Source organism: Acidimicrobiales bacterium, assembly GCA_035547835.1.
Taxonomy (GTDB): domain Bacteria; phylum Actinomycetota; class Acidimicrobiia; order Acidimicrobiales; family Iamiaceae; genus DASZTW01.
Window position 1 is genome coordinate 98,170 of the sequence record DASZTW010000020.1, and the last position, 25,932, is coordinate 124,101.

The following is a 25,932-nucleotide window of genomic DNA, read 5'->3' on the forward strand; positions in this document are numbered from 1 at the left end:
CCCCGGTCAGTGGCAACGTGATGCCTACTCGGCGGTCACGATAGGCGCTCGTGTCGGAGGTCGGTCCGCTGCCGCCGCCATGGGCTCGGCGAACGTTTGTGGTCAGGGCACGAGCGGTTGGCACCCGCCCAGGGTCCGACGCCGCCGATCTTGTCGACGGTGTAGCGCACGACCTGCCGGCAGATCGAAGTGCGACGTGCCTGTCGTCCACACGGGACGTAACGCCAGCACTTCGGACCGAAGTCCCGACCTCACCCCTTCAAGGTGGTGGTGGTCCGAGGCGTCGTGGTCGTGGTGGTCGAGGCCGACCCCGACGATGAGCTGAACAAGCTCTGGAGCTGCTGGGTGTAGTCGTCGACCTTCGACTGGTCCTGCGCCCAAGTCGCGTAGTCGCCACGGCCGTAGGCGGCGCGGCCGTCGGCAAGCGCGGCGTCGAGCTGGGCGATCAGGTTCTTGGCCTTGGCCGCGTCGGATGCGCTGAGCGCGCCGGGCAACGACGGTGTGGTGGGCGTGGCCGGAGTGGTCGGCGTAGCTGGAGTGCTCGCCTGCACCGCCGTCTCCCGTGTGGACGGCAGGCCGCAGTTGGGCGCGTTCTCCGTCTCGCTCAAGTGGCTGCCGGGGCACAGCAGGCGGCTGAGCGCGCCGTACAAGGTGGGGTCGATGGCGACGTCAGTGGCGTCGCCGTGCTGCGTGGCCACGATCACGCGCTTGAGCTGCGGCAAGCCGTTGTTCTCCGCGGCCACATACAGCGCGCGGACGTACAGCAACGAGTTGTCGATCGGCACGAGGAAGGTGGAGCCGTACACACAGTTCGCCCCCTGCTGGCACAACAGGGTCTGCACCCGCGACACGACCGGGTCCGATGTCATCTGGTCAGCGATGAGACGCGGACCGTCCGGCAAGTTGCTCGACGGCGTCTGGTACACGGTCACGCGCCCGTAGTCGGACGGGTCGCTCTGGGCAGCCATGAACCCGGTGAGCTGCTGGCGGGTGTTGGCGCCGCTCGCCACCGGCTCGAACGGCCGCAGCATCAAGAAGCTGGCCGAGCTCTGGTCGGGGAGGCGCATCAACAGGTAGTAGGGGTCCATCCGGTCTGTGGACTTGGGCTGTGCACCGCTGGCGGTCGGGGCGACCTCGGCGTTGCGACCGCTGGTGCCCACGTTGGGGTCGAGCGCCAACGTCCACGCGTCGTTCTTGTTGTAGAAGTCGTCGGGGTTGGTGAGGTGGTAGCGGCCGTACATCGTGGACTGCGCCCGGAACAGCTCCTCGGGGTACCGGAAGTGGCTGCGCAGGTCGGCCGACGCCTTCGAGCCGTCGACGAACAGCTTCGGGAACGCCGAGCGGTACGCATCGATGATCGGGTCGGTCTTGTCGACCACGTACAACTTGACGGTGCCGTCGTACGCGTCGACCACGGCCTTCACCGGGTTCCGCACGTAGTTGAAGTCGTGGTCGAGGCCGCTGCCCGAGGGGATGTCGGAGGTGTCGACGGTCTGCGCGTTGGGATAGTGCCGGGTGGTCGTGTAGCCGTCGACGATGTACACGACCCGACCGTTCTTCAAGGTGACCACGTACGGGTCGTGGTCCCATGACAGGAACGGGGCCACCGCGTGCAGGCGCTGCTCCACGTCGCGGTTGATCAAGATCTTCGACGACGACCGCACGTTCGACGAGATCAGCGGGTTGATGTCGCCAAAGCGCAGCGCGAACGCCGCCCGGTTCACCAGACCGCTCAGACCGGCACCCACCTTGATGCCGTCCTTGCCGACGTACTTGGTGGTGTGGGTTCGGTTGTTCTTGTCGGTGTAGTCGACCTCGGTGCGGCCGGTGTTGACCATCACGTAGCCCGACTGGCCCTCGCCGAAGTAGATGTCGGGCTGCTTGATGTCGGGCGCGCCCTTGGTCGACGAGGTCGGGATGTCGAACAACGTGAAGTCCGGACGGCCCTGGTCCGACGCGTTGGCCGGCGCCATCACGGTGCCGTACCCGTGCGTGTACGCCAGGTGGGTGGCCTCCCACGACCGCTGCGGCACGCCGCTCGTGTCGAGGTCGCGGTTCGACAGCAGCACCTGGGTGAGCTCGCCGTTGAGGTCGTAGCGGTCGACGTCGACGTCGTTGATCTCGTAGTACGGCCGCTGCGCCTGCAACTTGGAGTACACGGTCTGCATCACCGTCGGGTCCCACAGGCGGATGTTGCGGACCGTGGTCGTGTTCTTCGTGAGGTCGCCGGGCGTCAGCTGCGCGGAGCCGCCGAACGGCTTGATCTGGATCTTGTCCAAGCCCAGCGCGTGGCGGGTGGCCTTGATGTTGTGCTCGATGTAGGGCCGCTCGGTCGACGACTCCGACGGCTGCACCCGGAAGCGCTGCACGAACCACGGCACCACCGCGCCCGCCAGCACCGCGACCAGCGCCCACAAGCCCACCGCGATCACCGGCAGCACCCAGCCACGCCGCCAGATGTTCACGATGAACAACACCAGTGCGAACGCCGCGATGAGGATCAGCAGGTAGATCGACTTCAGCTCGACGTTGGTGTCGGTGTACAGCGCGCCGTTGACCGTGCCGCGGTGCGAGAACGTGAGCTGGTAGCGCTGCAACCAGTACTGGTAGCCCTTCACCAGCGCCAGCACGCCGAGCAACACCGACAAGTGCGCCTTGACCTGCGGGCCGACCTCGGGCCGCGGCGACCGCACGCGGATGCCGCCGTTCACGTAGTGGGCCACCGCCGTGACGATCAAGATGATGATGAACGCGGCGAACAGCCAGCTGCCGAGGAACGTGAGGAACGGCAACCGAAACACGTAGAAGCCGACGTCGGTGTGGAAGGTGGCGTCCTTCACGCCGAAGCTGCGGGCGTGCGTGAACAGGATCCAGTCGTTCCACTGCGACGACACGCCCGCACCCGCCACCACCGCGAACACCGCCGACACCACCACCCGCACCAGACCGGTGCGGTGACCGACCAGGTCGCGGTAGCGCTGGACGAGCTCCTCTTCGGGATCGGGGATGAACGCCGGCGCGATCCGGTCCGCGATGAGCAAGTTGGCGAACATCAGCCCGAAGAACAGGACCATGAAGATGGCCGCCAGCGCGAGCTTGGCCCCGAGCACCCCGCTCCAGACTCCCGTGAGGTGCAGCGAACGGAACCACAGGTAGTCGGTGTAGAAGTGCGCCACCCCGCGCAGCGAGATGATCAACACGATCAGCACCACGACGATGCCGACCGCGAGGGCCCGCCCCCGACCCATCAGCCGTGGCCGCCCGCGCGGCCGACGGGGCTGATCCGGAGTCGGTCGCATGGAGGCGACTCTACTGGGGGTCCACGAACACGAAGCAGCGACAGCCCGGGTGCGCCGGCGGGCAGACGTGCTCCGTGGGGAACGGATCACCGCGGGTCACCCCACCCGCCAGCACGTTGTCGGCGCAATCGGGGCACGGGTGCGCCGTGTCGTCGATGACCCACGTGAGCTCGACCCCGCCGGGCACCGAGTCGTACAGCCCGCGGGTGAACGCGGCGAGCACCGAGTGGCGGACGAGGTCGCCGAGCCGCTGGGTCCGCCACTCGCGGTAACAAGCGCGCACCTGATCGGCGAGCTCGAGCTCGTCGATCGGGTCGTCGCCGCCGGCCGCGTCGTCGATCACGCGCTCCACGCGGGGTCGCAGCAGCTCCACGAGCTCGGATGCCAACTCACCCGCCAACGCCGAGATGTCGGTGGCCGATCGGCCCGCAGGCGGGTCGCCCGCGCCGATGTCGGCCACGTTCGCGGCGCCTTCCGCCGCGGCCTCACGCAACAGCGGGGTGGCCGCATCGGTGTACTTGTGAAGGACGTCGTCGTGCGGCGGCAGGACCTTGTCCGGTTTGGGACGGCCCTTCACCGTGCGGAGCTGGTCGAGCAGCTCACTCTCCTCGTCGGCCAACGTGCGCTTGAGGCGGCGGGCGAGTCGCTTCTCGAAGCCGGCCAGCGAGGCGTCGCGGCGTTTGCGCCACGCCACCGGCGCGGGGTCGGGCTCGCCTTCTTCGTCGGCGTCGTCGCCCTCGGCCCCTTCCTGGTCCGAAGGTTCCTCGCCGCCGGCCTCATGAGGCTCGACAGGGGCCGCAGCGGGGGCACCGGCGACCGCCGCGGGGGTGCGGGCGGCGGCCTCCCCCTCAGCCTCGTCGGACGCATCGTCGTCCTGCGAGGCGCGGATGCGGGCGAAGAGGTCACCGATGGCCGGGTTGCCCGGTGGCGCCGACGGCTCCGCGCCTCCTCGAACCGCCGCGGGGGCTGCCGCCTCGGCCACGACGGTCGACGCCGACCCGGCGACGTCGACCACCCGCGTCGCGGGATCGGGCGCCGGCGCCTCCGGACCCGGGGCGGACCCGACGGGCGACGCATCGGCCGACGACAAGATCACCCCCGGCTCGGCGTGCAGCGGCTCACGTCGACGGCGGCCGAACAGCCCACGGCGTCGGTCGTGCCCCTCGCCCTCGCCCTCGCCATCGCCTGCGTCCGCGGGCTCGCCGCCTGCGTCCGCGGGCTCGCCGCCTGGGTCCGCGGCGTCGTCGGCGGGGGCGTGGTGACGGTCCCCCTCCGCCTCGGGCGCTTCACCCGGCCCAGTTGGAACCGCGTCGCCCACGTGATCGGGAGCCGCCCAGGGCCCGGCGCCGGCAGCTGGCGGACCTGCCGCGTCGTCGGGCGACGGCGGGCCTTCCTGTACCAGCGGGAGCTCGAGGTCGCGAGCGGTGCGCAACTCGGCTTCCAGGTGCGCAACGGGCTCTTCGGGCTCCGCCATCGCCCGGTTGAGCGCGTCGCTGGCCGCGGCGCGGGCCTCTGGGAGGACGGCGTGCAACTCGTGGGTGGCGTCGTCGACGGTGGTGCGCACCACCTCGTATGCGCTCAACAATCGGGCGCGGGCGGCCTCGAGCTGCTCCAAGTGGGCCTTGGCCTGCTTGCGCCGGCGCGACAAGTCGTGCAGCACGCGCTCGCGGGCCGCCTCCGCCTCGCGCAACAGACGATCGGCTTCCTCGCGGGCACGGTCGAGGACGCCTTCGGCCGACGCTTGGATGCGCTCCCGCTCGGCGTGCGCATCGCCCACGATGCGGCTCGCTTCGGCGTTGGCCTCCTCGCTGCGAAGGTGCAGGACCTGCTCCGCTTCGTCGCGCACGGCGAGCGCCGCCGCGTCGGCTTCGGCACGCAGCCGGTCGGCCTCCGCTTGGCCCTCCTCACGCAAGCGCAGCAGCTCGTCGTCGGCGGCACCGCGAGTGGAGGTGGCGTAGTCGTCGGCCTCGGCACGGACGCGCGCCACGTGATCGTCGGCCTCGGTTCGCAGCTCGGCCATGTGGGCCTCGGTGCCGCGTCGGACCTCGTCGACCTCGGCTGCGGCCCGCGCCCGCATCTCCTCGACCTCGGCGTCGGTGGCGCGCCGGAGCTCGGCCGCATACCGGTCGGCGTTCGAGCGGGTGGCGGTGGCTTCCTCTTCCGACTCGCGCCGCAGCCGGGCCGCGTACTCGTCGGCCGACGCCTTGCTCTGGGTGGCCTCCTCGTGCGCGTCGCGCAGCAGTCGGGTGGCGTTCTCCTCGGCCTTCGCCTTGATCTCCGCCGCGGCCTCACGGGCGGTCTCGAGGACGCGAGCGGTCTCCTCGCCCACCAGCGTCGCCACTTGCTGCACGTCGAGCTCGCGGGGCGGCGAGGCCGGCGACGGCGTCTGCGCGGCACGAAGCCGCGACTCCAGCTCGGCGACGTGGTCTTGCAACGCGCTGATGTGATCGGCAGCGATGCGGAGGTGGGCACGAACCTCGTCGGGCTCGAACCCACGGCGTGAGGTCGCGAACGCGCGCTCGGCGAAACTGCGCGGGTCGATGGGAGCGGGCCGCGCCGGGACGGACGGATCAGTCGACGCCGACATCATCCCGATGCTACGGCCACCACGCCGGCGATTCGGGGACGGTGGCGCCCGCCGGACCCCCCGGTGCGGGATCGCCAGGCAGGCATGGCGGATCAGCCGCCCAGTAGCCCGCCCTTGCCGGCCACGCCGTTGAGCAGGCCCGACAACAGCTGCGTGGTCGTGTCGACCAGGCCCTGCAGCGGGCTGGTGACCTGCGGCGGCACCGTGACCGGCGGGAGCTGTGGCAGCGGCGACGGCAACAGGGGCGTGGTCGGCTGGGGGACTTGGAGCGCCGGCAGCGACGGAGATGTCACCGTGGTGCCCGGGGTCCCGGAGCCCGAGCCGGTTGCGCCCGAGCCGTCGGCAGGAATGGTGGTGCCCGACGGAGCGCCGGCTCCAGGCCCGCCGATCACCGGCGCGGTGGGTTGCGCAGCCGCGACCGTGGGGCCGCCGATGCGGAGCGGCGACTGGTCGATGGCTCCGCGAACCCGGTCGAGCAACGAGTCGGCGCTGACGTGCTGGTCCATCGCGACCAGCCCCCACGTGGCGCCTTGCGAATGGAACCGGAACACCGCATTCCAGCGGTGTTCGAACGTGCCCTTCTGGGCGAGTGACGTGACGGCCGCGCCGACGATCGCGTCGGCGGGGCGGCTGAGCGTGTCGTCGACCTCCCGTGCGCGATCGAGCAGCGTGTTCACGACGTGCGTCGATGGCAGATCGGACAAGTGCAGCGACGCGGCGGTGATCTGGCCCGTGCTGCTCTGGTTGAACGCGAGCGTGAGCGGGTCGAGCTGCTGGTCGACGGTGATCGCCGGGCTCAAGTACGCCCGGTCCCACCGGTCGGTCGAGCGGAAGCGCAGCGGCGACGGGTTGGCGGGCAACTGGCCGAGCGCCGCCACCTCCGCCGCGCGCAGCGCGGGGATCTGCAGGCTGCTCCCCGCGGACTCCAACGTGGCCGAGCCCTGGTAGACGGAGACCCGCAGCGCCAACGTGCGGGTGAGGCGCACCGCGCCCCCTTGGTCAGCTTTGCCCACCGTCACCGACGAGCCGGCCGAGTCGATCTGCGTGCGGTGCTCGCTGGTGGCCAGCAGCTCGCCGCCCAGCAACTCCGGCGTGGTGCCCATGAGCAGGCGGGTGGGGCCGGGCTTGCCGCTGCCGGCCATGGCTTGGAACACCGCGTCGCGGGTGGTGATCGAAGCCGTGCCCGACTGCATCTTCAAGGTGTCACCCGCGTGCATGCGGATGCGATCGGTGACAGGGCGAGAACGGCCGTCGGCCGTCGTCACGACGGCCGTGCCATCGACCTCGACTTCTGCCTCGCCCGACTTCAGCGCGCTCTGCCCGGGCCGAACGACCAATGCGACGACCACCAGCGCGACGACGAAGACCGGAGCGAGCACCAGCAGCACACCCCGCCTCACCTGCCAGATCGTAATGGTTGGACCGTGTCCGCCGGAAGGGGTGTCCGATATGTGTGGTTCATGTCGTCGACCTGGGCGGATGGCCGATGGTGGTGGTCCGGACGGGCGGCCCGCGGCGGATCTACGAGCGACGGGAGCGGCTCCGGCCAGCGTCACCCGAGGCGTCGGGCACCACGACCGAGAACGTCGAACCGGCACCCGGCGCCGACGAGCACTCCACCCACCCGCCGTGCGCACGCACAATCCGATCGACGAGCGCCAGGCCGAGGCCCAAGCCCGAAAAGGACCGGGTGGCCGACCCGTCGCCCTGGAAGAACTCGGTGGTGAGCTCCTCCATCCGATCCGGGCTGATGCCGATGCCCTGGTCGGCGACCGAGATCCGCACGAAGTGCGACGCGGCGTCCGGCGCCGCCCAGGCCGAGGTGTCGGTTCCCGTGGCGACGCCGTTCGAGCTCAGGCGGATGCCATCGCCGTGGTCATCGGGATCGACTTTGCGGGTGGTCACCACGATCGCGCCGCCATCGGGTGAGTACTTCACCGCGTTGTCGAGCAGCTCGTCGAGGACTTGGCCCATGGCCACCGGGTCGACCATCAACGGCGGCGTGGCTCGGGCGACACGTCGCGTGAGGCGGTGGGTGGTGGCCCGCGAGCGCCACCGCGTCACGGCGCCGCCGACCAGGTCGGCGGCCCGCACCGGCTCGGGCGCCAGGTCGAGTCGACCAGCGGCCGCGGTTGCGAACGCCACCAGCTGACCGATCACCCGCTCGAGCTGCGCGACGCCACCGGTGATCTCCGTGGCGAACTTGGTGGTCTGCTCCTGTTGCAGGTCGCGGGTGGCGAGAATGTGCGCGTAGCCCTTGATCGGCGTCAACGGCGTGCGCAGCTCGTGACTGATGTTCGACAAGAACTCCGTCTTGAGCTGCTCGATCTCGCGCTCCCGGCGGAGGTCGCGCAGCACCACCACCGAGCCGACCGACCCGCCGTCGACGTCGTCGAGGTGACCGACGGACACCGCGACGGGCACGTCGACACCGGTGGACGTGCGAACGATGCTCTCCCCGATCCGCACCCGCTCCCCATCGTCGAGCACCGGCCGGATCCCCTCGATCACCGGTACCACCACGTCGAGCGGACGGCCGATCGCGTCGTCGCGCGCCCAACCGAGCAAGTGAGTCGCGGCCGGGTTGCATTCGGTGACGATGCCGTCGCGGTCGACGGCGAGCAACGCCTCGCCCATCCCGGACACCACCGCTTCGAGCCGCGCACGGAGGCGCGCTTCATCGTCGGCCGAGCGCCGCAGATCGCCGGTCATCTTCTCGAGCGACCCGGCCATCGAGTCGAACGCCTCTGCCAGGACGCCGAGCTCGTCGGGGCTGGTGAACCCGCTCCGGGCGCCGAGCTCGCCGGCGCGAAGGCGGGTCGTGGCGGCGGTCAAGCGACGCAGGCCACCGCCGATCCGCTCACCGGCGAACACCGCCAAGACGAGCGCCACCAGCGCGGCGCCCATGGCCACCAGGAACAGCGAGCGGAACAAGTCGCGCCGGGTCTGGTCGATCGCGGACGTCGGTGCGGACAGCACCAGCGCGGCGCGCGGCGACCCATCGGTCCCGAAGATCGGCTGCGTGACGACGAACCGGCCGTCGGCAGTCCGGGACACCCCTGCGCCGCGCTCCAACGCGGCGCGGGCCACCGACACCATCACCGCAGTCGGCGGCTGCTGCCCCGCGCGGGCGAGGACTCGAGTGTGATCTGCCAGCGCCAGCGACAAGTCCTCGCCGGCGATCTCCGCCCGCACTTTCAAGAACACGTCGTCGAGTGGGTGGGCGATGACGATGGCGCCTGCTGGCTGCTGGGGCGTGCCCGGGAGGTAGATCGGATACGCGGCCAGCGCGTACAGGTCGTGCGACACGACGGTGACCGACTGGCGGGCACCCGCGTTGGCGCCGACGGCCTCGGTGACGACGTCGCTTCCCGCCAGCGCGAGCAAGGTCGAGGTGTCCAACTTCGGTCCGACGGCGACCTCGAGCCGGCTCGAGCTCACGAACAACATGGGGTCGTGACTGTCGATCGCGCTGCGCAGCGTCGTGAGGTCGGCCTGGATCACCGCTCGGGCCTCGGCAGTGCCCGAGCCGTCGATCCACGTGCGCAGCTGCGTCGAGGCGCCGGGGTCGCCCGCCAGGGAGCCGGCGACGATCTTGGCGAACGTGAGCTGGTCAGCCGACGACTGCCGGGCGTTGGCGGCTTCGGCGGACGCTCGGCTCTCGTAGCGGGCGAACGCGCTGTCGACGACGTTGCGGTTGATCACGATCGACAGCGACACCGACACCGCCAACACGACGGCGAGGAGCAGACCTCCGGCGATCGTGCCGATGCGAGCAGGGATCGAGTGGCGCCCGGCCTGGATCAGCGCGATGCCGAGCAGCGCGCCCGCGACGAGCCGGCACACGTCGCCGGCCCGGCCCGCGCCGGTGAGCCCGAGCCCCAGCCCGCAGGCCAGCCACAGCACCACGCCGCCGAGCAGCGCCCGCGCCGGCCAATCGACGGTCCACACCACGGTGGCCAACGCCAACATGACCAGGCCCGCGATCCGCAGCCCCACCAGGGCGGGCTGGTTGAAACCTGTGACGAGGAACGAGCCGTAGAGGAAGGCTGCGGCACCTTCCGCGAACAGGCCGGTGCCGAGCAGGACACGATCGGATGCAACCCGTGCGATGGCGTTGGGCCGCAAGCAGAGGATCAAGCCCGCGAACGAGGTGAGGAAGACCGCGAACTCGGCGGCGAAGCGCAGCTGGGAGACCGAGTCCACCACCGCTCAGCCCCCGAGTTGCTCGATGATCTTCAGCGCCTGGTCGAGCGTGTCGACCTTCACGACCCGCATCGACCCAGCCTCGGCTCTGGCCTGCGCGTACTCCGCGCTCGGCACCAAGAAGATGTCGGCCCCCGAGCGCCGGACGGCGATCGTCTTTTGCGGCACCCCACCCACCGGCCCCACCCTTCCCTCGAGGTCGATGGTACCCGTCGCCGCGACCTTGTGGCCGTGCAGGATCCCGGCGGGCGACAGCCGGTCGATCAACGTCAGGGTGAACGCCAGGCCGGCCGAAGGGCCGCCGACCGGCCCGGTGTCGATGTCCACCGGGAACGGCAACGTGAACGCCGCATCGGTGACGGGGGTGATGCCGAGGAACGCTCGGTTGGGTTGAGCTGGCTGGCCGCCATCGGCGGGGAACGACGCCAGCTTCACGGTGACGTCCTGCGCAGTGCCGAGCGGCACCGCGACCGCGGTGCTCTGGCGGAACCGCCGCACGGCGAGGTGCACGGTGTCGCCAGGATGGTGGGCGGCGAGCAACAATCGCAGGGCGTCGGAGGTCGTGACGGTTCTGCCGTCGATGCCGACGATCGTGTCGCCGATGCCGATGTGGCCGTCGGCGGGCGAGCCGTGGACGATGTCGGTGACCAACGCGCCGCGGTCGGTCTCACCCACGTGCAATCCGAGATGGCGCATGGCCAACACGACCGCTGCCTGCTTCGAGACGCGCATCTCGAGGACACCGGTGCGGAAGTCCTCCTCTGGGGTGTGCGTGCCGACCACGTCGTTGCTGGGGAAGACCGCTTGGTCGCCGCGCAGCCAGCCGTACACGGCTTCGGCACCGCTCACCCGATCGCGCACGTTGACGGTGACGAACAGCAGCGCGCCTCGGTGGTGGTAGCTCGGGTGGCCGGTGATCTTGACCAGCGGCTCGCCGGCCGTCGCCGAGCCAGGCGCGAGGACCGTGTACGGGAAGCGTTCGAACCCGACCACGAAGCCCGTCGCGACCACCACCAGCATCAGCGGCCACACGACCCACCAGACCCTGGACCACCGCCGACGAGGCCGTCCCGGATGTGGCGCGGCGGGTCGTGCGACCGCGGCTGGGCCGAAGTCGCGGGCTGCCTCGGGAGATGCCCCGGGCTCGTCAGAGGGCGTGGGTTCAGTGATCACGACGGCGCGCCCTCCGGAGCGTTCCGGTGAGCCGCATCAGCCTGCCACGCGAGCCGCACTCGGGCAGGTCTCCCACGCGGGCGAGGGACCGCGGGCGCGGCGCAACTACCGTGCGGGCATCGGTCCACGCGAGCGCTTCCCGGTTCCCGATCTCCACGCTGACGACGCCACGCGCGCCCGCCGCCGGGCAGCCTCCGAAGCGGGCCACCGCGGCGACGCCGCGACCGCGCGCCCGTTCCTCGCCGACTCGGACCCGCGTGTCCGCAGCGCGGCCGTGGGTGCCCTGGCCCGGATCGGCGCCCTGGAGCCAGCGGAGCTGGCCGCCGCCTTGCACGACCCTGCGCCCGTGGTACGGCGGCGGGCCCTCCATGCGGCCGCCGCGACCGCGGCGGGCCCGCCTCCAGAGTGGTCGCTCCTGGCATTGCTCGACGATGGCGACCCGTCGGTCGTCGAGACGGCCGCTTGGGCTTGCGGCGAGTGCCAGCCCCCCGAGGCGGGGACGGTCGAACGCCTCGCAGAGCTGGCGACGACCCACGACAACGCGCTGGTCCGAGAGGCCGCCGTGGCCGCGCTCGGCGCGATCGGCGACGAAGCCGGCCTGCCGGCGATCCTCGTCGCGTGCCGCGACAAGCCGGCCGTGCGAAGGCGAGCCGTCCTCGCCTTGGCCCCCTTCGATGGGCCCGAGGTGCGGGCCGCGCTGCGCGCGGCCCGCGACGACCGCGACTGGCAGGTGCGCCAGGCCGCGGAAGACCTCGAGTGACGACTACTTGAGCGGGACCTCTTTCCCGATCGTGCTCGTGTAGTTGATGGCGTCGGGCCCGAGCGGCGTCAGACCACCGTTCGTGTTGAGCGTCGAGGCGGTCGGCTTGAAGAACGACGTCTCGCGCTGGGGCACGCGGTCGGCCGGCAAGCCGTACGCCTCCGACGACACGAGTCCGCCGAAGTCGAGCTTGCCGATGTCGGCCATGGCCTTCATGATCCCGTCGCGCGACAGGTCACCCAACTCGACTGCCTTGGCCAGCAGCTGCGTGACGGCGTGCGCCTCCATGTAGCCGTACACGAAGTAGATGTCGGGCTTCTGCGACGGCGAGTACTTCTGGAGCGCGGCGCGCAGCTCTTTCATGCCGGCGACGTTGCTGTCCCATGCCACGCCCTCGCTGGCGAGGATGAAGTGCTGCTCCATGTAGTCCTTGAGCCCGGTCTGCAACAGCACCGAGACCCACGTGGGCGACTGACCGAACCACTGCGGTGCGTAGTTCGTCTGGGCCGCACGCCCGAGGATGGTCGGGAGGTCCGAGGGCAGCGAGGTGATCCACACCATCTCACAGCCCTTGCTCTTCAGCCCGTCGACCTGCGCGGTGAGGTCGGTGGCACCGGCGGTGAAGGTCTCGCTGTCGGTCAGCTTCGTGCCGAGCTTGTCGACCGCGAACTTGGCGCCTTGCAGGCCGGCCTGACCGTAGGGGTCGTCCGACGTGATCGTGCAGAGCTTCTTGCCCTTGCCGTCCATCTTGTTGACGTAGTAGTCGAACCCGTTCGCCGTCTGCACCTGGTACGGCGCCAGGATCGGCAGCAGGTTCTTCTCCTCGTACCACGGCGCGTCGAGCGTGGCGACGCCGGCCACGATGTTGTCCTTCTTCAGCTGCGGCAGCACGGCCTGCGTGGGTGGCGTGCCGAGGATCTGCATGTACATGACGACGTCGTTCTTGGTGGCGTTGTACTGCGTGACCGTGTCCTGCGTCGTGTACTTGCTGTCCTTCACCACGGCTTCGACCTTGTACTTGCCGTCGATGCCGCCGCTGGCGTTGAGCTGCTCGAGGAACACCTGGTTGCCGTTGGTGAGCGGGTTGCCGATCACCGCAGCCGCGCCGGTGAGCGGCGTCAGCACGCCGACTTTGATCGTGGTGCCGTCGAACCCGGCGGTGACCGCAGGCGCGCCCTTCTTGCCGCCACCACTCGACTTGTCCTTGCTGGAGCGACCACCGCACGCACCGGCCACGACTGCCAGGGTGAGCGCCGCAGCCAGCAGGCGAACGGTCTTGTGTCGGAACATTTGTCCTCCTCGTGTCGGTGTTGCAGGTTTCCTTCGTGGTGCTGGACCTGGTCAGTACGAGAACGGCCAGGCCTGGAAATAGCCCTTGATCCGGCGCCAGACCGCAGCCAGCCCGTACGGCTCGAGCAGCAAGAAGGCCACGATCATCACGCCGAAGATGAAGTTGTTGAACGACGCGACGCTCATGATCCCGTCGGGGCCGAGGAACGGGAGGCTGCCCGTGTAGCGGTTGATGAGCTGCGGCAGGCCCTGCACGATCAGCGCGCCGACGATGCAGCCCCACACGCTGCCGAGCCCGCCGACGATGATGATCGCCACGAACGTGATCGACATGACCAGCCCCGGCAGCTGCGACACCTGGGTGGGCTCCAGGTTCTGCTGGATCACCGAGTAGTAGAGCGCGCCGCCGACCGACGCGAACGCGCTCGACACGGCGAAAACGCCGATCTTCGTTCGCATCTGGCTGACGCCGATGACCTCGGCCGCGAGGTCGCGGTCGCGCACGGCTTGCATGGCCCGGCCGGCGCGACTGCGCACCAGGTTGCGGGCGAGCAGCGCGGCCAGCGCCACGAACCCCCACACCAACCAGAAGTAGCCCTGCTGATCGGAGTAGGCGCCGTTGTGCAACTTGGTGAAGTCGAATGGGCCGATGGCCAGGCTCGGTGCGTAGTTCACGCCGCTGCCACCGCCGGTGAGGTCGGTGGCGTTCTTGAAGAGGTAGAAGCCGAGGAACAGCAGCGCGAGCGTGACGATGGCGAGGTAGTTGCCCCGCAACCGCAGCGCGAACGGACCGATCAGCGCGCCGAGGATCGCGCCGACGATGGCGGCGCCGAGCAACGAGATCAGCAACGGTTGCTGGGTGACCCACCGGAGATGGCCCTGGGAGGCCACGCCGCTGGAGAAGTGCGCCACTGTGTAACCGCCAGCCGCCACGAAGAAGGCCTGGCCGATCGACACCTGCCCGGTGAAGCCGGTGAGCAGGTTCAAGCCGATGGCGCCCACTGCGTAGCAGCCGCACACCGTCAAGATGTTGAGCCAGTCGTCGGTGAGGCGCAGCGGCGTCACCACATAGATCACGGCTACCAGCACCAAACCGAGACGCGCCCAGTGGCCAGGAAAGGCCCGCAACGACTGGCCGTACGTGCGCGGCAGGGCCCGGTTCGCACGACCGCCGCGGGCACGCGAGAGCACCGCGATCACACCCGCCGCACCTCCTCGGTGCCGAACAGGCCGCTCGGTCGCACCAGCAGCACCGCGATCATCACCAAGTACGGGAAGACATCGGGGAAGCCCTGGCCCCACTTCATGTAGTGCGACGCGAACTGCTGGCTCCACCCGATGATCAACCCGCCGACCACCGCGCCCACCGGTGAGTCGAGACCGCCCAACACGATGGCCGGGAAGGCGAGCAACGCCACGAACTGCAAGGTGGGATCGAGCCCGGCCGGTGGCGCGGCGTACAGCACCCCGCCGATCGCGGCCACCGCGCCGCTGATCGCCCAAGCCACGCCGTACACGCGGCGAGCCGAGATCCCCTGGGCCAAGGCCGCTTCGGGGTCGACCGCCGTGGCCCGCATGGCGAGGCCGAGCGACGAATAGCGGAAGAACGCGAAGAACAAGAGCATCACGACCACGGCGGTGATGATCGTGAACAGCCGCAGCTGGCTGAGCGTCGCGCCGCCGACCGTCACGACCTTGTTGCCCCATGGCGCCTGGAGGTCTTGTCTGTCGACCCCCCAGATCGTGGCCACGATCTCTTGGATCACGAACAGCAGGCCGATCGTGACCATGAGCTGCGCGAACACGGGCTGGCCGACCATGAACCGGAGGATCGTGGCTTCCACGAGCCAGCCGACGAGCGCGCCGCCGACGATGCAGATCACCACCGCCAACCAGAACGGCAGGCCCCACGTGACCCGGGCGTTGAAAGCCAGGTACGCGCCCACCAGCATGAACCCGCCCTGCGCGAAGTTGATGACGCCGGTGGCCTTGTAGATGATCACGAACCCGAGGGCCACGAGGGCGTACACCGCACCAACCGCGGCGCCGTTGAGCACGATGTCGAGGAAGACCTTCACGATCCCTCCTCCCCGCTCGCCACCGCCGACGCGACCGCAGCGGCATCGCCGGCTTCGCCCGACCCGTCGTGCTCGCGCTCGTACAGGGCCTCGATGAGGGCGCCGAACTCGGCCTCGATCGCCCGCCGTTTCACCTTCTGCGTGGCGGTGACCTCGCCATCCTCGTGGTCGAGCTCCTTGGGCAGCAGCGCGAACTGCTTCACGGTCTCGACTTGCGCCAGGTCGGCGTTGACGGCCGCGACCCACTCGTCGACCAACTCGCGCACCTCGGGCAGCGACGCCATGTCCGCGTATGTGGTGTGCGGGATCTGACGTCGCGACAGCCAGTCGCCGACCGTGTCCTCCTCGACCCCGATCAGCGCCACGAGATAGGGCCGGCGGTCGCCGATCACCACCGCTTCGCGGACGTACGGGCTCACCTTCAACCGGTTCTCGATCTCCGACGGCGACAAGTTCTTGCCGCCCGCGGTGATGATGATGTCCTTCTTGCGGTCGGTGATCGTGAGGCTGCCGTCGTCGGCCAGCGTGCCGATGTCGCCGGTGTGCAGCCAACCGTCGGCGTCGATCGTCTCGTCGGTGGCCTTCTCGTCGCGGAAGTAGCCGAGGAAGACACCCGGCCCGCGGGTGAGGATCTCGCCGTCGTCAGCGATCTTCACCTCCATGCCGGGGACCGCCTGACCGACCGCGCCGAGCCGCACGTGGTCGCGGCGGGTGACGGTGGCCTGCGCGGTGTTCTCGGTCTGCCCGTAGCCCTCGACGACCGGCACGCCGATCGCCCAGAACCACTCGAGCACTTGCGGGGCGACCGGCGCGGCACCTGACAGCGCCACCTTGCAGCGGCGCAGGCCGAGCTTGTCGCGCAGCGGCCGGTACAGCAGCGCCCACCACCAGCCGTAGCGGACCTTGTCGAGGATCCCGAAGCGACCGTTCATGCGCCGGGTGGCGACGCGCTCGCCGCTGGCCCGTGCCCGGCGGTAGACGGTGCGCTTCAGCCAGGACGCGTCGGCCATGCGGATCTCGACGGTGGCGAGCAGCTTCTCCCACACTCGTGGCACGCCCAGGAAGAACGTGGGCTGCACCGCCGGCAGGTCGATCGGCAGCTCCTCGATCCCACCGCCGAAGTTCACGACGTACCCAACCGCTAGGTGGTCGATCAGCGAGAACAGCCGCTCCGCCACGTGGCACAGCGGCAAGTAGGACAGCACTTCGTCGCGCGGGCCCACCTCGAACACGCTGGTGGCGGCGTCACCGGCGGCTTCCAAGTTGGCGTGCGACAACATGGCACCTTTGGGCGGACCGGTGGTGCCCGACGTGTAGACGATGATCGCCGGCGCCGACGGGTCGAGGCGTCCAACCGAGTCCCGGTACGTCGCACGCCCGGCGTCGCGGTCGGCGTCCCCTGCGGCTTCCAGGTCGGCGAACGTGTGGACCATCGGGTCGTCGAGCACGCGGACGCCCCGCGGGTCGATCACCACGATCGCTTCGAGAGCCGGGCAGCTGCCGCGCACCTCCCACGCCTTGTCGAACTGCTCCTCGTCCTCAGCGATCAGCACGCGCGCGCCCGAATGCGACAGCAGGTACTGCACCTCCGACGCGGGCGACGTGGGGTAGATCCCCACCGTCACCGCACCGAGCCCCTGCGCCGCCAAGTCGGCCACCACCCACTCGGGACGGTTGAGCGAGTGGATCGCCACGCGGTCGCCGGAGCCGACGCCCAGTTCGGCCAGCCCGGTGGCGACGTCGCTCACCCGCTCGGCGTAGCGCGCCCACGTGGTCTCACCCCACAGCCCGCGGTCCTTGTAGCGAAATGCCACCCGCTTCGGAGAGGAGCCGGCGAGGCAGAGCAACCGGGCCGGCAGCGTGTGCGCGGCTGCGACGGGGGCGGTCGCCGAGCTCACGCCAGCTCCTCCACCACTTCGGCCGGCGCGCCACCGAGGTACGCCCGGATCACGGCCGGATGCGCCTGCACCTCCGCAGGCGTGCCGGTGGTGATCGGCACGCCGAAGTCGAGCGCCATCACCCGGTCGGCGAGGTCCATGACCATGGCCATGTCGTGCTCGACCAGGATCATCGGCAGCGCCAGCTCGTCGCGCGCCTGAAGGATGTAGCGGGCCATGTCCTCGGTCTCCTCGACGTTCATGCCGGCCACCGGCTCGTCGAGCAGCAACAACCGGGGCTCCATCACCAGGGCGCGCCCGAGCTCGATGCGCTTTTGGATGCCGTACGGGAGCAGGCCCACAGGCTGTCCGCGGTAGTCGCCCAACTCGAGCAAGTCGACGACCTCCTCGATGCGGGCGCGGTGCACGAGCTCCTCGCGCCGGGTCCGGCCCCACCACAACATGCCGGCCAGGAACCCTGACTTCATCAGGTGGTGCCGGCCGAGCATCAGGTTGTCGACCAACGTGAGATTGGTGAACAAGCCGAGGTTCTGGAACGTGCGACCCATGCCGCGCTTGGCGAGCTGCACAGGACTCACCCCGCGGATCGACCGCCCGAGGAACTCGATCTCGCCGGACTGGGGGTGGTACACGCCGGACAGGCAGTTGAAGATCGAGGTCTTGCCGGCGCCGTTGGGCCCGATGACGGCGAACAGCTCGCCCGGCCAGACGTCGAAGGTGACACCTTCGAGCGCCGTGACACCACCGAAGCGCAAGGTGACGTCGGACATGCGCAGCACCGGGATCGCGCCATCACCGCTGCGCTCAGGATCGGAGCTTGGTGAGGCCGGTGGGGCCTGCTCGATCGGTGGGTCCGCGGCCACGTCAGGCCCCCCACCGCTTCCGGCGACGGTACGTCTTCACGTCGCGCAGCGAGCGCCGACCGGCCTCACCGACCCCCAAGTAGAACTCCTGGATGTCGGCGTCGGCCAGGAGCGACGGACCCGGCCCCTCCTTGACGATCCGGCCGTTCTCCAACACATAGCCGTGGTCTGCGATCGACAGGGCCATGGCCGCGTTCTGTTCCACGAGCAGCACGCTGGTGCCGCTGTCGTTGACGGTCGTGATGATCTCGCGGACCTGCTCGACGATCAGCGGTGCGAGGCCGAGTGACGGCTCGTCGAGCACCAACAACTTGGGGTCGGCCATGAGGGCCCGCCCCATGGCCACCATCTGTTGCTCGCCACCGGAGAGGTAACCAGCGGTCTGGCGTCGACGCTCGGCGAGTTTGGGGAACAGCTCGAGCACCCGCTCGTAGGACGCTTTGATGGCGGAGCGGTCGCGCCGGGTGGCGGCGCCGGTCCGCAAGTTCTCGTCGACGGTGAGGTCGGCGAAGATCCGTCGGCCTTCCATCACCTGCGCCACGCCCCCGCGCACGATCGCCGCGGCGGGCAGCTTGTGGATCGGTCGACCGTCGACGGTGATCGCGCCTTTGGTGATCTTCCCGCGGTGCAAGTCGAGCAAGCCGGTGATCGCTCGCAGCAGCGTGGTCTTGCCGGCGCCGTTCGCGCCGAGCAGCGCCACCACCGCCCCAGAGGGGACCTCGAGGCTCACGCCCCTGAGCACCAGGAGCAGGTCGTGGTACACGACCTCGAGGTTGGTGACGCCCAGCGCGGCACCGGCGACCGCCGCCCGACCGCTCGCCTCTGTCTGGGTGCCGACCGACATTCGAACGCCGTCCCCCTTGTCGCTGGTGCGCGGCGGCAACCGGACAAAACCAACGACGCCGCTGGCGCGTGACCATAGACACACATCGGGGCGTCGGCAACGATCGTCGACGTTCGCAAGAGAACCGTCACATGACGGATCCGGACGGATGCCGCGAATCGGCCGGCTGTGTGGTCAGTGCGGGCGTTGACCCATGAACATCACACGGAGATCGTCGTAGGCCTCGATCACCCGGCCGGCCCCGAGCACGACGCACTCGAGCGGCGCGTCGACGAGGTGCACTGGGATCTCGGTCTCCTCCGCCACGCGGTTGGCGAGGCCGCGCAACATGCCGCCGCCACCGACAAGGTGCATCCCGCGGACGATGAGGTCCTGCGCGAGCTCGGGCGGCGCCTGGCCGAGGCAGGCGATGACGGAGTCGACCATCGACGACACCGGCTCGTCGATGGCCTCACGGACTTCCTCTGGCGACAGGATGACCGTCTTGGGAAGACCCGACATGAGGTCGCGGCCGCGGACCTCGGCCTTCACGTCGTCCTGCACCGGCCACGCCGAGCCGATCGCGACCTTGATCTCCTCTGCGGTGCGCTCGCCCACCGCAATGCCGTACTCACGGCGGATGAAGGTCTGGATGGCGGCGTCGATGTCGAACGACCCGACCCGGACAGCTTGCAGCGCCACGATGCCACCGAGCGAGATCAGCGCGGTCTCGGTGGTGCCGCCACCGACGTCGATCACCATGTTGCCGACCGGCTCGTGGATCGGGAGCCCGGCGCCGATGGCCGCCGCCATCGGTTGCTCCAACAACTGGGCGTCGGCCGCACCGGCACGTCGAGCCGCCTCGATGACCGCACGACGCTCCACTTCGGTGATGGCCGACGGGACGCAGATCACGACCCGGGGACGGTTGAACCTGCTGACGCCTGCCCGTTGGAGCAGCAAGCGGATCATCCGCTGGGTGATCTCGAAATCGGTGATGGCTCCCTGGCGCAACGGCCGGACCGCCACGATGTAGCCGGGCGTGCGGCCGATCATCTGCCAGGCCTCGTGCCCCATCGCCAGGACTTCGCCGGTCTTGGAGTTGAGCGCGATCACCGACGGCTCGTTCAACACGATGTGCTTGCCCCGCGCGTACACGAGCGTGTTGGCGGTACCGAGGTCGATGGCGAGGTCGCGCGCCATGGTCAGCCGCCCCCGGGACGTTGCCCGGCGCGTCGCTTGCGCTCATCGCCCTCGGGTGACAGCGCCCGCATCTCGCGCCGGAAGGACTCCACGCCCGACTCGAGCGAACGTGGCTTGTGGTGGCGGAACCACAACCAGCCGCCACCGAGCACGATGATCACCACCGGGATCGCAAGGAAGATCAGCGCGGTCACCGAAGCACGCTCCCCGTGGGGATGGCCACCGGATCGGTGATCGGGACAGACCCGGTGCCCCAACCGGAGCCGTCGGCCCAAGCCTCGTGCTTCCAGATCGGGACCGAGGACTTCACGGTGTCGATGCACCAGCGCGCCGCGTCGAACGCCTCGCCGCGGTGCGGCGCGCTGACCACCACCCGAACCGCCGCCTCGCCGACGTGGAGGCGACCCACCCGGTGCAGCATCGCGAGGCGGCCGAGCGAGGGCCACCGGCTGCGTGCGGCAGCGGCGATCTCCTCGAGGCGGCGACCGGCAACCTCGGCGTACGCCTCATAGGTGAGGGACTCGACGCCGGTCCGACCCTCGGCGTGGTCGCGCACGTTGCCGTCGAACGACACGATCGCACCGCAGTCAGGCCGGGCCGCCCACGCTGCGAGGCCGTCGGGAAGGTCGTGGGGGCACAGACCGGTCCACGTGTCACCGGAGGGTGGTGCGACGGGCCCGCCCGAGGGGCGTGCAGCTGGATCGGGTGCGGACACCCTCATGATGCTAAGTGCTACGGCGACGAGGTGAGTCCCGGTGTGGCAATTCGCTCCGGTGGCCGCCGCGGGGCGAGGACCACGAGCGCAGGTGCGCAAGTACGATCGGCCCCATGCCGCTCGACGACGCCGACGACGAGCGGCCCGAGTTCCGCCCACCGCTTCCACCCGATGACCGCCTCTGGCGCCACCCCTCGGAGCTCGGGTCGGAACACACCCACGGACCCACGGCAGGGGTGCAGCCGCACATCGCCACGCTTTCCCGGCGCGATGCAGCCCGCAGCAGGCGGCGCAACCTCGTCGCATCGGGCGTCGTGCTCCTGGGCGCCGCCGCCGTCGTCGGGCTCGTCGCGCTGTCGGCGACCATGACCGACAGCCCGCCAGTGGTCACCGTCGCATCGGCGCTCGAGAGCCAGACCGTCAGCGCCACGAGCGCGGTCCTCGGCTCGTCGACCGACCGCACGACCCGCGCGTGGTTGGGGGTCACCGGCACGGATTGGGACGACGGTCTGACGGAGGCGAGCCTCGACCAAGGGGCCGGCTCGGGGGCCCGCCTGCTGGCGATCGACGCCGGCAGCCCCGCCGACCAAGGTGGGCTGCGGTCCGGTGACGTCATCACGGCGGTCGACGGCCACCAGATGGGCACCATGGCCGATCTGGTCGATGACGTGAGCAACCACCGTCCCGGCTCGAAGGTCGAAGTCACCTACCGGCGCAATGGCCAAGTGCAGCGCACCACCGTGGTGCTGGGCCATCCACCACCGGGCGACGGCGAGCACCAGGCCCCGGCGACCACCGGTCCTCCGCAGCCGACCACGACGGCGACGCTGCCGACCGGATCGGTGGTTCCCACGTCGACCAGCGTCGGCGGCTGAGCGACCACACCGCCTCCTCACCCGCCGCGGCGCCGCCGGCGGATGGCCCCGCCGGCGACCACGCCGGCCCCTGCGGCCGCCACGGCCGCGCCTCCGAGGATGAGCTCTTGGCGTCGTTGCGGGCTCAACGTGGCGAGCGGACCGGCGGGGTGGCCCGCCACCCAAGCCTCTTCGTTCGTGTGCTCGGGCACCCAACCGGCGCTTCGCACCTTGTCGTTGGCCACGACCCAGGGATGCACCGCGTACGGCAACAGCTCCGGCGGGGTCGGCGCCACCCCCAGGCGCCACCGCCAGCCGTGCAGGCGAGCGGCCACGGCCTCGGGCAGCCGGATGCGGGGGCGCACGTCGAGTGCGCGCCGGGCCGCGCCGTCGAGCCAACCGTCGGGCGCCACGTTGACGGTGCCCTCGACGCCGGACCGCCGCACGATGTCGACCGCCGACGCGAGATCGTCGACGTGAAGGAACTGGGTGGGTGGATCGTGGTCCTCCACCGGAAAGCCGAGTGCGGAACGAAGGGCGCGGGCCAACCAGCCGGGCCGGTCCGGGGCCACGGTGGTGACGGGCCGGAGCACGGCGACCGTGTTCGCCGGGTGATCGTCGTGCCAGTCGGCCACCCGTCGTTCGACTTCGGCCAGCGCCAGCGCGGGGGCAAACCCCGGATTCGGCCGGACCGGGGCCGCGTCGGTGAGCGGCACCGGATTGGTCGTCCACGCGCCGTAGACCATGGCGCTCGACACCACCACCAGCGAGAGCGGCGCGACCCCTTCGGTCGCGCGCAGCACGGCGTCGGCCACCGCAACGATGCGGTCGCTGCCGCCCTGGCTGAGGCCGCCCGCCGCCGCCCAGCCGAGGTACAGCACGGCGGTGGCCCCCGCGAGCGGCCCCCGCAAGTCGTCGCCCGCCATCACGACGAACCGCTCGATCGATGCGCCGGTGCCGCCGGCCAACGCCGCCACCGGCGGGGTACCAGCGTCGTCGGGGTCGGCGATGTCGACCGCGACCACCCGCCCGACCGCCTCGTCGCGCACCGTGAGGTCGACGACCCGCCGCCCGAGGGGGCTCGAGGCGCCGATGATGACAACGGATCCGAGCCGTTTACGATGGACGGATGCGCCTTCCGGTTCCACTGCGGGATCGTCAGACGGATGAGCAACGTCGTGTCGCATGGGAATGGCATGGTGCACCAGCTCGTGACAGAAAGCGAACGGACTCGTACGACGCGCGGGGGCCACGGTGAGTGACGCCGGTCCACCAGGCGGCGATCCGTTCAAGGGGATGCCGTTCTTCGGTGACCTGATGAAGATGATCGGCCAGCAGGGCCCGGTCGCCTGGGACGCCGCGTCGCAGCTCGCGATCACCATCGCCACCGAAGGCGAGTTCGAGCCGAACGTCGATCCGCTCGAACGGATCCGGCTCGAACAGCTCGGCCGGGTGGCGGAGCTGCAGGTCACGTCGCTCACCGGGCTCGATACGCTCGTGGCCGGCCGCTCGGTCGAGATCGTTCCCGTGACACGGACGATGTGGGTGGTCGACACGATCGAAGCCTGGAAGCCCCTCTTTTCGAACTTGGCCACCGCGCTCGGATCGCCGCATGCGGGCGGCGCCACCCCCGACGCCGGCCCCCTGACCCCGGCGTCGCCGGATCCCGAGGCGTGGCTCGGCGAGCTGCTCCAGGCGCTGAACCCGATGCTGCTCGGCATGACCGCCGGGTCGATGGTCGGCCACCTCGCGCGGCGCAGCTTCGGCGTGTACGACCTTCCGATCCCGCGCAAGGCCAGCCACGAAGTGCAGGTCGTGCCGGCCGGCATCGATGCGTTCGCCGCCGAGTGGAGCATCGACGCCGACGACCTTCGCTTGTGGGTGCTGCTGCACGAGCTCACCCACCACGCCGTGCTCAACGTCCCGCATGTGCGCACCCGGCTCGAAGGCCTGCTCGCCTCGTACGCGGCAGGGTTCCGGGCTGACCCCTCCGCGTTCACGTCGCGCCTCGGCGACCTCGACCCCGCCCAGTTGCAGGGTGGGTTCGACATGGCCGAGCTGTTCGGCGACCCCGAGATGCTCCTCGGCGCCGTGCAGTCGCCCGAGCAGCGCGATCTGATCCCCCAGATCGAGGCCACCGTGGCAGTGGTCGTCGGCTACGTCGACCACGTCATGGACCACATCGGCGCCAACTTGATCAGCAGCTACGGGATGGTCACCGAAGCCATGCGCCGGCGCCGGGTGGAGGCCAGCGAGGCCGACCGCTTCGTGGAACGGCTCCTCGGGCTGCACCTGACCCAAGACCGCTACGACCGCGCCGCCAGCTTCGTCGACGGGGTGGTGGAGCGAGCCGGGTTCGGGGCGCTCGAGCGGCTCTGGGCCGACGAGCGCGACTTGCCGACGCCAGCCGAGGTCGATGCGCCCGGCCTTTGGCTCGCCCGCATCGATCTGCCGGACGACTGACCCGGCGGCGCCGGGTCAGGAAGGCCAGGCTTCGTCGTCGTCGGGCGCGACTTGCGTGGCCGGCTCGTCGGCGGCGGAGGGCTCGTCGGGAAACGTCAGCGGCGACGGCTCGAACGGCACCGTCGTCGAGGTCGGGCCGAGGTCGATCGTGGGCGGCTCGGGACCGGGCGCGGGCGCGGCGGACGGTGACCCGCTGCTGGTCGGACGATCGGCTCTCGCCGGATCGAGCGCGGCCTGCCGCGGCCGCGGCGGGCCCACTTGGTCGTCGATGCCGCGCGGCGGCGGGTCGTCGCCGATCCAGACGGGCCAGCCGGTCGGTGGCGGCAATGGCGTCTCGGCGGGCAGCGGGCGCTGATCGCGGTGGCGCCACCCCGTCGCGGCCGCGCGCACCCGCTCTCTTGCCTCGCCGGCCAGCCGGTTCATGCGCTGGTCGAGTTGGACGGCCGCCGCGTCGACGCCGGTGAGCGGCACGGCGCGGGCGCGGGCCTCGGACGCCTTGGAGCCCACTGCGTAGGAGAACAGCGTCACGGCGGCCACGAACAACACCACCAGATAGCCGGCTTCCTTCGGCATCGGCGCGATCGCGATCAGCGCGCCGACCACCCACAGGATCTGGAAGCGCGTCTCGAAGCGGGCGAACGACCGGCCGCGGTTGGCGTCCGGCGCGTCGCGCTGGACGATCGAGTCGAACGCCAACTTCCCGCACGCTGCCGCGATGCCGACGATCGCCGCCAGGATCATCGCGCCCATGACGCCGCTGCTCAGGCTGGCCAACACGCCGGCGATGGTGATGGCACCCAGCGCTCCCATCAGGAGGTTCTCCTCCTTGGTCATGCGGCGCAACGGCGGTGCGATGAGCGCACCGATCTGGCTGCCGACCACCGACGAGCCACCAACCACGGCGAGCTCCCACGGCGTCCCGCTCTTCTTGTAGAACGCGAACGCGATGAACAGCGTCATGAACCCGACGATCCCGCGGATCATCCCCATGGCCGAGCCGCCGAGCAGGATCGACGTGCTGTGCAGCTCGGCGCGCTCCTCGTGGCTCGACGCCTCCGACGCGACCTGCACCTTCGGCAGGCGCAGGCCGAGCGCCGCGGTGGCCAGGTAGAACAGCATGGCCACCACCAGCGCCCCTTGCGCGCCACCCGCGATCTTGTACGCGAGCGCGCCGGGACCTGCCCCCACCACCGAGCCGATGCCCGACAGCAACGACAGCTTGGAGTTGGCCTCCACCAGCTCGTCGTCGCTCTCCACGGTCGACGGCACGAGCGCCGGCTTCGTGATCGTGTAGGTCTTCTGCAGGACCAGCACGCCGAACGCCTCGGGGAAGAAGAGCAAGCTCTTGACGTGCTGGATCATCACGAAGCACAGGACCGCACGGCCGATCCCGCTCACGATCACCATGATCCGGCGGCCGCCGCGCACGCGGTCGACGAGCGGACCGATCAGCGGCGCGACCACCGAGAACGGCGCCATCGTGAACAGCAGGTACAGCAGGACCTTGCCGCGAGCTTCGCCTGTGGGCAGCGTGAAGAACAGCGACCCGGCCAGAGCAGTGGCCAACGCCGCGTCGCCCGACGTCGACACCAGATGCGCGTGCGCCAAGCGCGCGAACGCCGAGGTCACCCGCGACTGGGGTTTCTGCGGTGGGGTGAAGGGCCGCCACCCTTGCTGCGCGGTCACTGCCCCATCGTAAGGAACGGCGCGGAGCCCCGAC

General features: G+C 70.4%; 19 protein-coding genes. 3 read left to right on the plus strand and 16 right to left on the minus strand.

From position 1 onward, the window contains the following. Positions 1–251: 251 nt before the first annotated feature. The 5 genes from VHA73_16565 to VHA73_16585 all read right to left on the minus strand — a co-directional run bounded on the left by VHA73_16565 (position 252) and on the right by VHA73_16585 (position 11,112). Positions 252–3,299 (minus strand): UPF0182 family protein, encoded by a 3,048-nt coding sequence (locus tag VHA73_16565; GenBank protein HVX19637.1) that lies wholly within the window; start codon positions 3,297–3,299, stop codon positions 252–254. Positions 3,300–3,309: 10 nt separating this feature from the next. Next, the gene (locus VHA73_16570) at positions 3,310–5,886 is read right to left on the minus strand and encodes a DivIVA domain-containing protein (GenBank protein HVX19638.1); all 2,577 of its coding nucleotides are present in this window, start codon (positions 5,884–5,886) and stop codon (positions 3,310–3,312) included. 92 nt (positions 5,887–5,978) lie between these two features. Further along, positions 5,979–7,286: a hypothetical protein gene (locus tag VHA73_16575; GenBank protein HVX19639.1), complete on the minus strand. Its 1,308-nt coding sequence runs from the start codon at positions 7,284–7,286 to the stop codon at positions 5,979–5,981. 121 nt (positions 7,287–7,407) lie between these two features. Then, positions 7,408–10,092 (minus strand): ATP-binding protein, encoded by a 2,685-nt coding sequence (locus VHA73_16580; protein ID HVX19640.1) that lies wholly within the window; start codon positions 10,090–10,092, stop codon positions 7,408–7,410. Between the two features lie 6 nt (positions 10,093–10,098). Then, positions 10,099–11,112, minus strand: a complete 1,014-nt coding sequence (locus tag VHA73_16585; GenBank protein HVX19641.1) for a PDZ domain-containing protein — start codon at positions 11,110–11,112, stop codon at positions 10,099–10,101. A gap of 145 nt (positions 11,113–11,257) precedes the next feature. Between VHA73_16585 and VHA73_16590 the strand changes: the two genes are divergently transcribed. After that, entirely contained in the window at positions 11,258–12,025 is a 768-nt protein-coding gene (locus VHA73_16590; GenBank protein HVX19642.1) for a HEAT repeat domain-containing protein, read from the plus strand. 3 nt (positions 12,026–12,028) lie between these two features. On the opposite strand, the gene VHA73_16595 is transcribed toward VHA73_16590, so the two are convergent. From VHA73_16595 to VHA73_16635, 9 genes are all read right to left on the minus strand, one after another. After that, the gene (locus VHA73_16595) at positions 12,029–13,315 is read right to left on the minus strand and encodes an ABC transporter substrate-binding protein (GenBank protein HVX19643.1); all 1,287 of its coding nucleotides are present in this window, start codon (positions 13,313–13,315) and stop codon (positions 12,029–12,031) included. Between the two features lie 51 nt (positions 13,316–13,366). Then, positions 13,367–14,515 (minus strand): branched-chain amino acid ABC transporter permease, encoded by a 1,149-nt coding sequence (locus tag VHA73_16600; protein ID HVX19644.1) that lies wholly within the window; start codon positions 14,513–14,515, stop codon positions 13,367–13,369. After that, on the minus strand, positions 14,512–15,393 hold the full coding sequence (locus tag VHA73_16605) for a branched-chain amino acid ABC transporter permease (protein ID HVX19645.1): 882 nt from the start codon (positions 15,391–15,393) through the stop codon (positions 14,512–14,514). Before VHA73_16605 ends, VHA73_16600 begins: the two co-directional genes overlap by 4 nt. Further along, positions 15,390–17,291, minus strand: a complete 1,902-nt coding sequence (locus VHA73_16610; protein HVX19646.1) for an AMP-binding protein — start codon at positions 17,289–17,291, stop codon at positions 15,390–15,392. The genes VHA73_16605 and VHA73_16610 overlap by 4 nt, the downstream gene beginning before the upstream one ends. Then, positions 17,288–18,061 carry an ABC transporter ATP-binding protein gene (locus tag VHA73_16615; GenBank protein ID HVX19647.1) on the minus strand — a complete coding sequence of 258 codons (774 nt, stop codon included), beginning with the start codon at positions 18,059–18,061 and terminating at the stop codon, positions 17,288–17,290. Before VHA73_16615 ends, VHA73_16610 begins: the two co-directional genes overlap by 4 nt. A 94-nt stretch (positions 18,062–18,155) precedes the next feature. Beyond that, positions 18,156–18,998, minus strand: coding sequence for an ABC transporter ATP-binding protein (locus tag VHA73_16620; protein ID HVX19648.1), 843 nt, complete (start codon positions 18,996–18,998; stop codon positions 18,156–18,158). Positions 18,999–19,172: 174 nt separating this feature from the next. Beyond that, a complete protein-coding gene (locus tag VHA73_16625) occupies positions 19,173–20,180 on the minus strand; it encodes a rod shape-determining protein (protein ID HVX19649.1) in 1,008 nt (335 codons plus the stop codon). Between the two features lie 2 nt (positions 20,181–20,182). Beyond that, positions 20,183–20,374 carry a hypothetical protein gene (locus VHA73_16630; protein ID HVX19650.1) on the minus strand — a complete coding sequence of 64 codons (192 nt, stop codon included), beginning with the start codon at positions 20,372–20,374 and terminating at the stop codon, positions 20,183–20,185. After that, positions 20,371–20,895, minus strand: coding sequence for a molybdenum cofactor biosynthesis protein MoaE (locus tag VHA73_16635; protein HVX19651.1), 525 nt, complete (start codon positions 20,893–20,895; stop codon positions 20,371–20,373). The genes VHA73_16630 and VHA73_16635 overlap by 4 nt, the downstream gene beginning before the upstream one ends. 113 nt (positions 20,896–21,008) lie before the next feature. Here VHA73_16635 and VHA73_16640 point away from each other — a divergent pair, with 113 nt between their 5' ends. After that, positions 21,009–21,770: a PDZ domain-containing protein gene (locus tag VHA73_16640; GenBank protein ID HVX19652.1), complete on the plus strand. Its 762-nt coding sequence runs from the start codon at positions 21,009–21,011 to the stop codon at positions 21,768–21,770. 17 nt (positions 21,771–21,787) lie between these two features. Here the strand turns inward: VHA73_16640 and VHA73_16645 are convergent, their stop codons facing one another. After that, positions 21,788–22,936 (minus strand): NAD-dependent epimerase/dehydratase family protein, encoded by a 1,149-nt coding sequence (locus tag VHA73_16645; GenBank protein HVX19653.1) that lies wholly within the window; start codon positions 22,934–22,936, stop codon positions 21,788–21,790. A gap of 67 nt (positions 22,937–23,003) precedes the next feature. Here VHA73_16645 and VHA73_16650 point away from each other — a divergent pair, with 67 nt between their 5' ends. Further along, positions 23,004–24,212, plus strand: coding sequence for a zinc-dependent metalloprotease (locus tag VHA73_16650; protein HVX19654.1), 1,209 nt, complete (start codon positions 23,004–23,006; stop codon positions 24,210–24,212). A 15-nt stretch (positions 24,213–24,227) separates the two neighbouring features. Here the strand turns inward: VHA73_16650 and VHA73_16655 are convergent, their stop codons facing one another. Continuing rightward, positions 24,228–25,898: an MFS transporter gene (locus VHA73_16655; GenBank protein HVX19655.1), complete on the minus strand. Its 1,671-nt coding sequence runs from the start codon at positions 25,896–25,898 to the stop codon at positions 24,228–24,230. Between the last annotated feature and the right edge of the window lie 34 nt (positions 25,899–25,932).

Bases quoted from the DNA above. Each gene is read 5' to 3' on its own strand.
- VHA73_16640 (HVX19652.1), top strand. From the start codon at position 21,009: ATGCCGCTCGACGACGCCGACGACGAGCGGCCCGAGTTCCGCCCACCG.
- VHA73_16570 (HVX19638.1), bottom strand. From the start codon at position 5,886: ATGTCGGCGTCGACTGATCCGTCCGTCCCGGCGCGGCCCGCTCCCATC.
- VHA73_16585 (HVX19641.1), bottom strand. From the start codon at position 11,112: ATGCTGGTGGTGGTCGCGACGGGCTTCGTGGTCGGGTTCGAACGCTTC.
- VHA73_16595 (HVX19643.1), bottom strand. From the start codon at position 13,315: ATGTTCCGACACAAGACCGTTCGCCTGCTGGCTGCGGCGCTCACCCTG.
- VHA73_16620 (HVX19648.1), bottom strand. From the start codon at position 18,998: ATGTCGGTCGGCACCCAGACAGAGGCGAGCGGTCGGGCGGCGGTCGCC.
- VHA73_16565 (HVX19637.1), bottom strand. From the start codon at position 3,299: ATGCGACCGACTCCGGATCAGCCCCGTCGGCCGCGCGGGCGGCCACGG.
- VHA73_16625 (HVX19649.1), bottom strand. From the start codon at position 20,180: ATGGCGCGCGACCTCGCCATCGACCTCGGTACCGCCAACACGCTCGTG.
- VHA73_16615 (HVX19647.1), bottom strand. From the start codon at position 18,061: ATGTCCGACGTCACCTTGCGCTTCGGTGGTGTCACGGCGCTCGAAGGT.
- VHA73_16645 (HVX19653.1), bottom strand. From the start codon at position 22,936: ATGCGACACGACGTTGCTCATCCGTCTGACGATCCCGCAGTGGAACCG.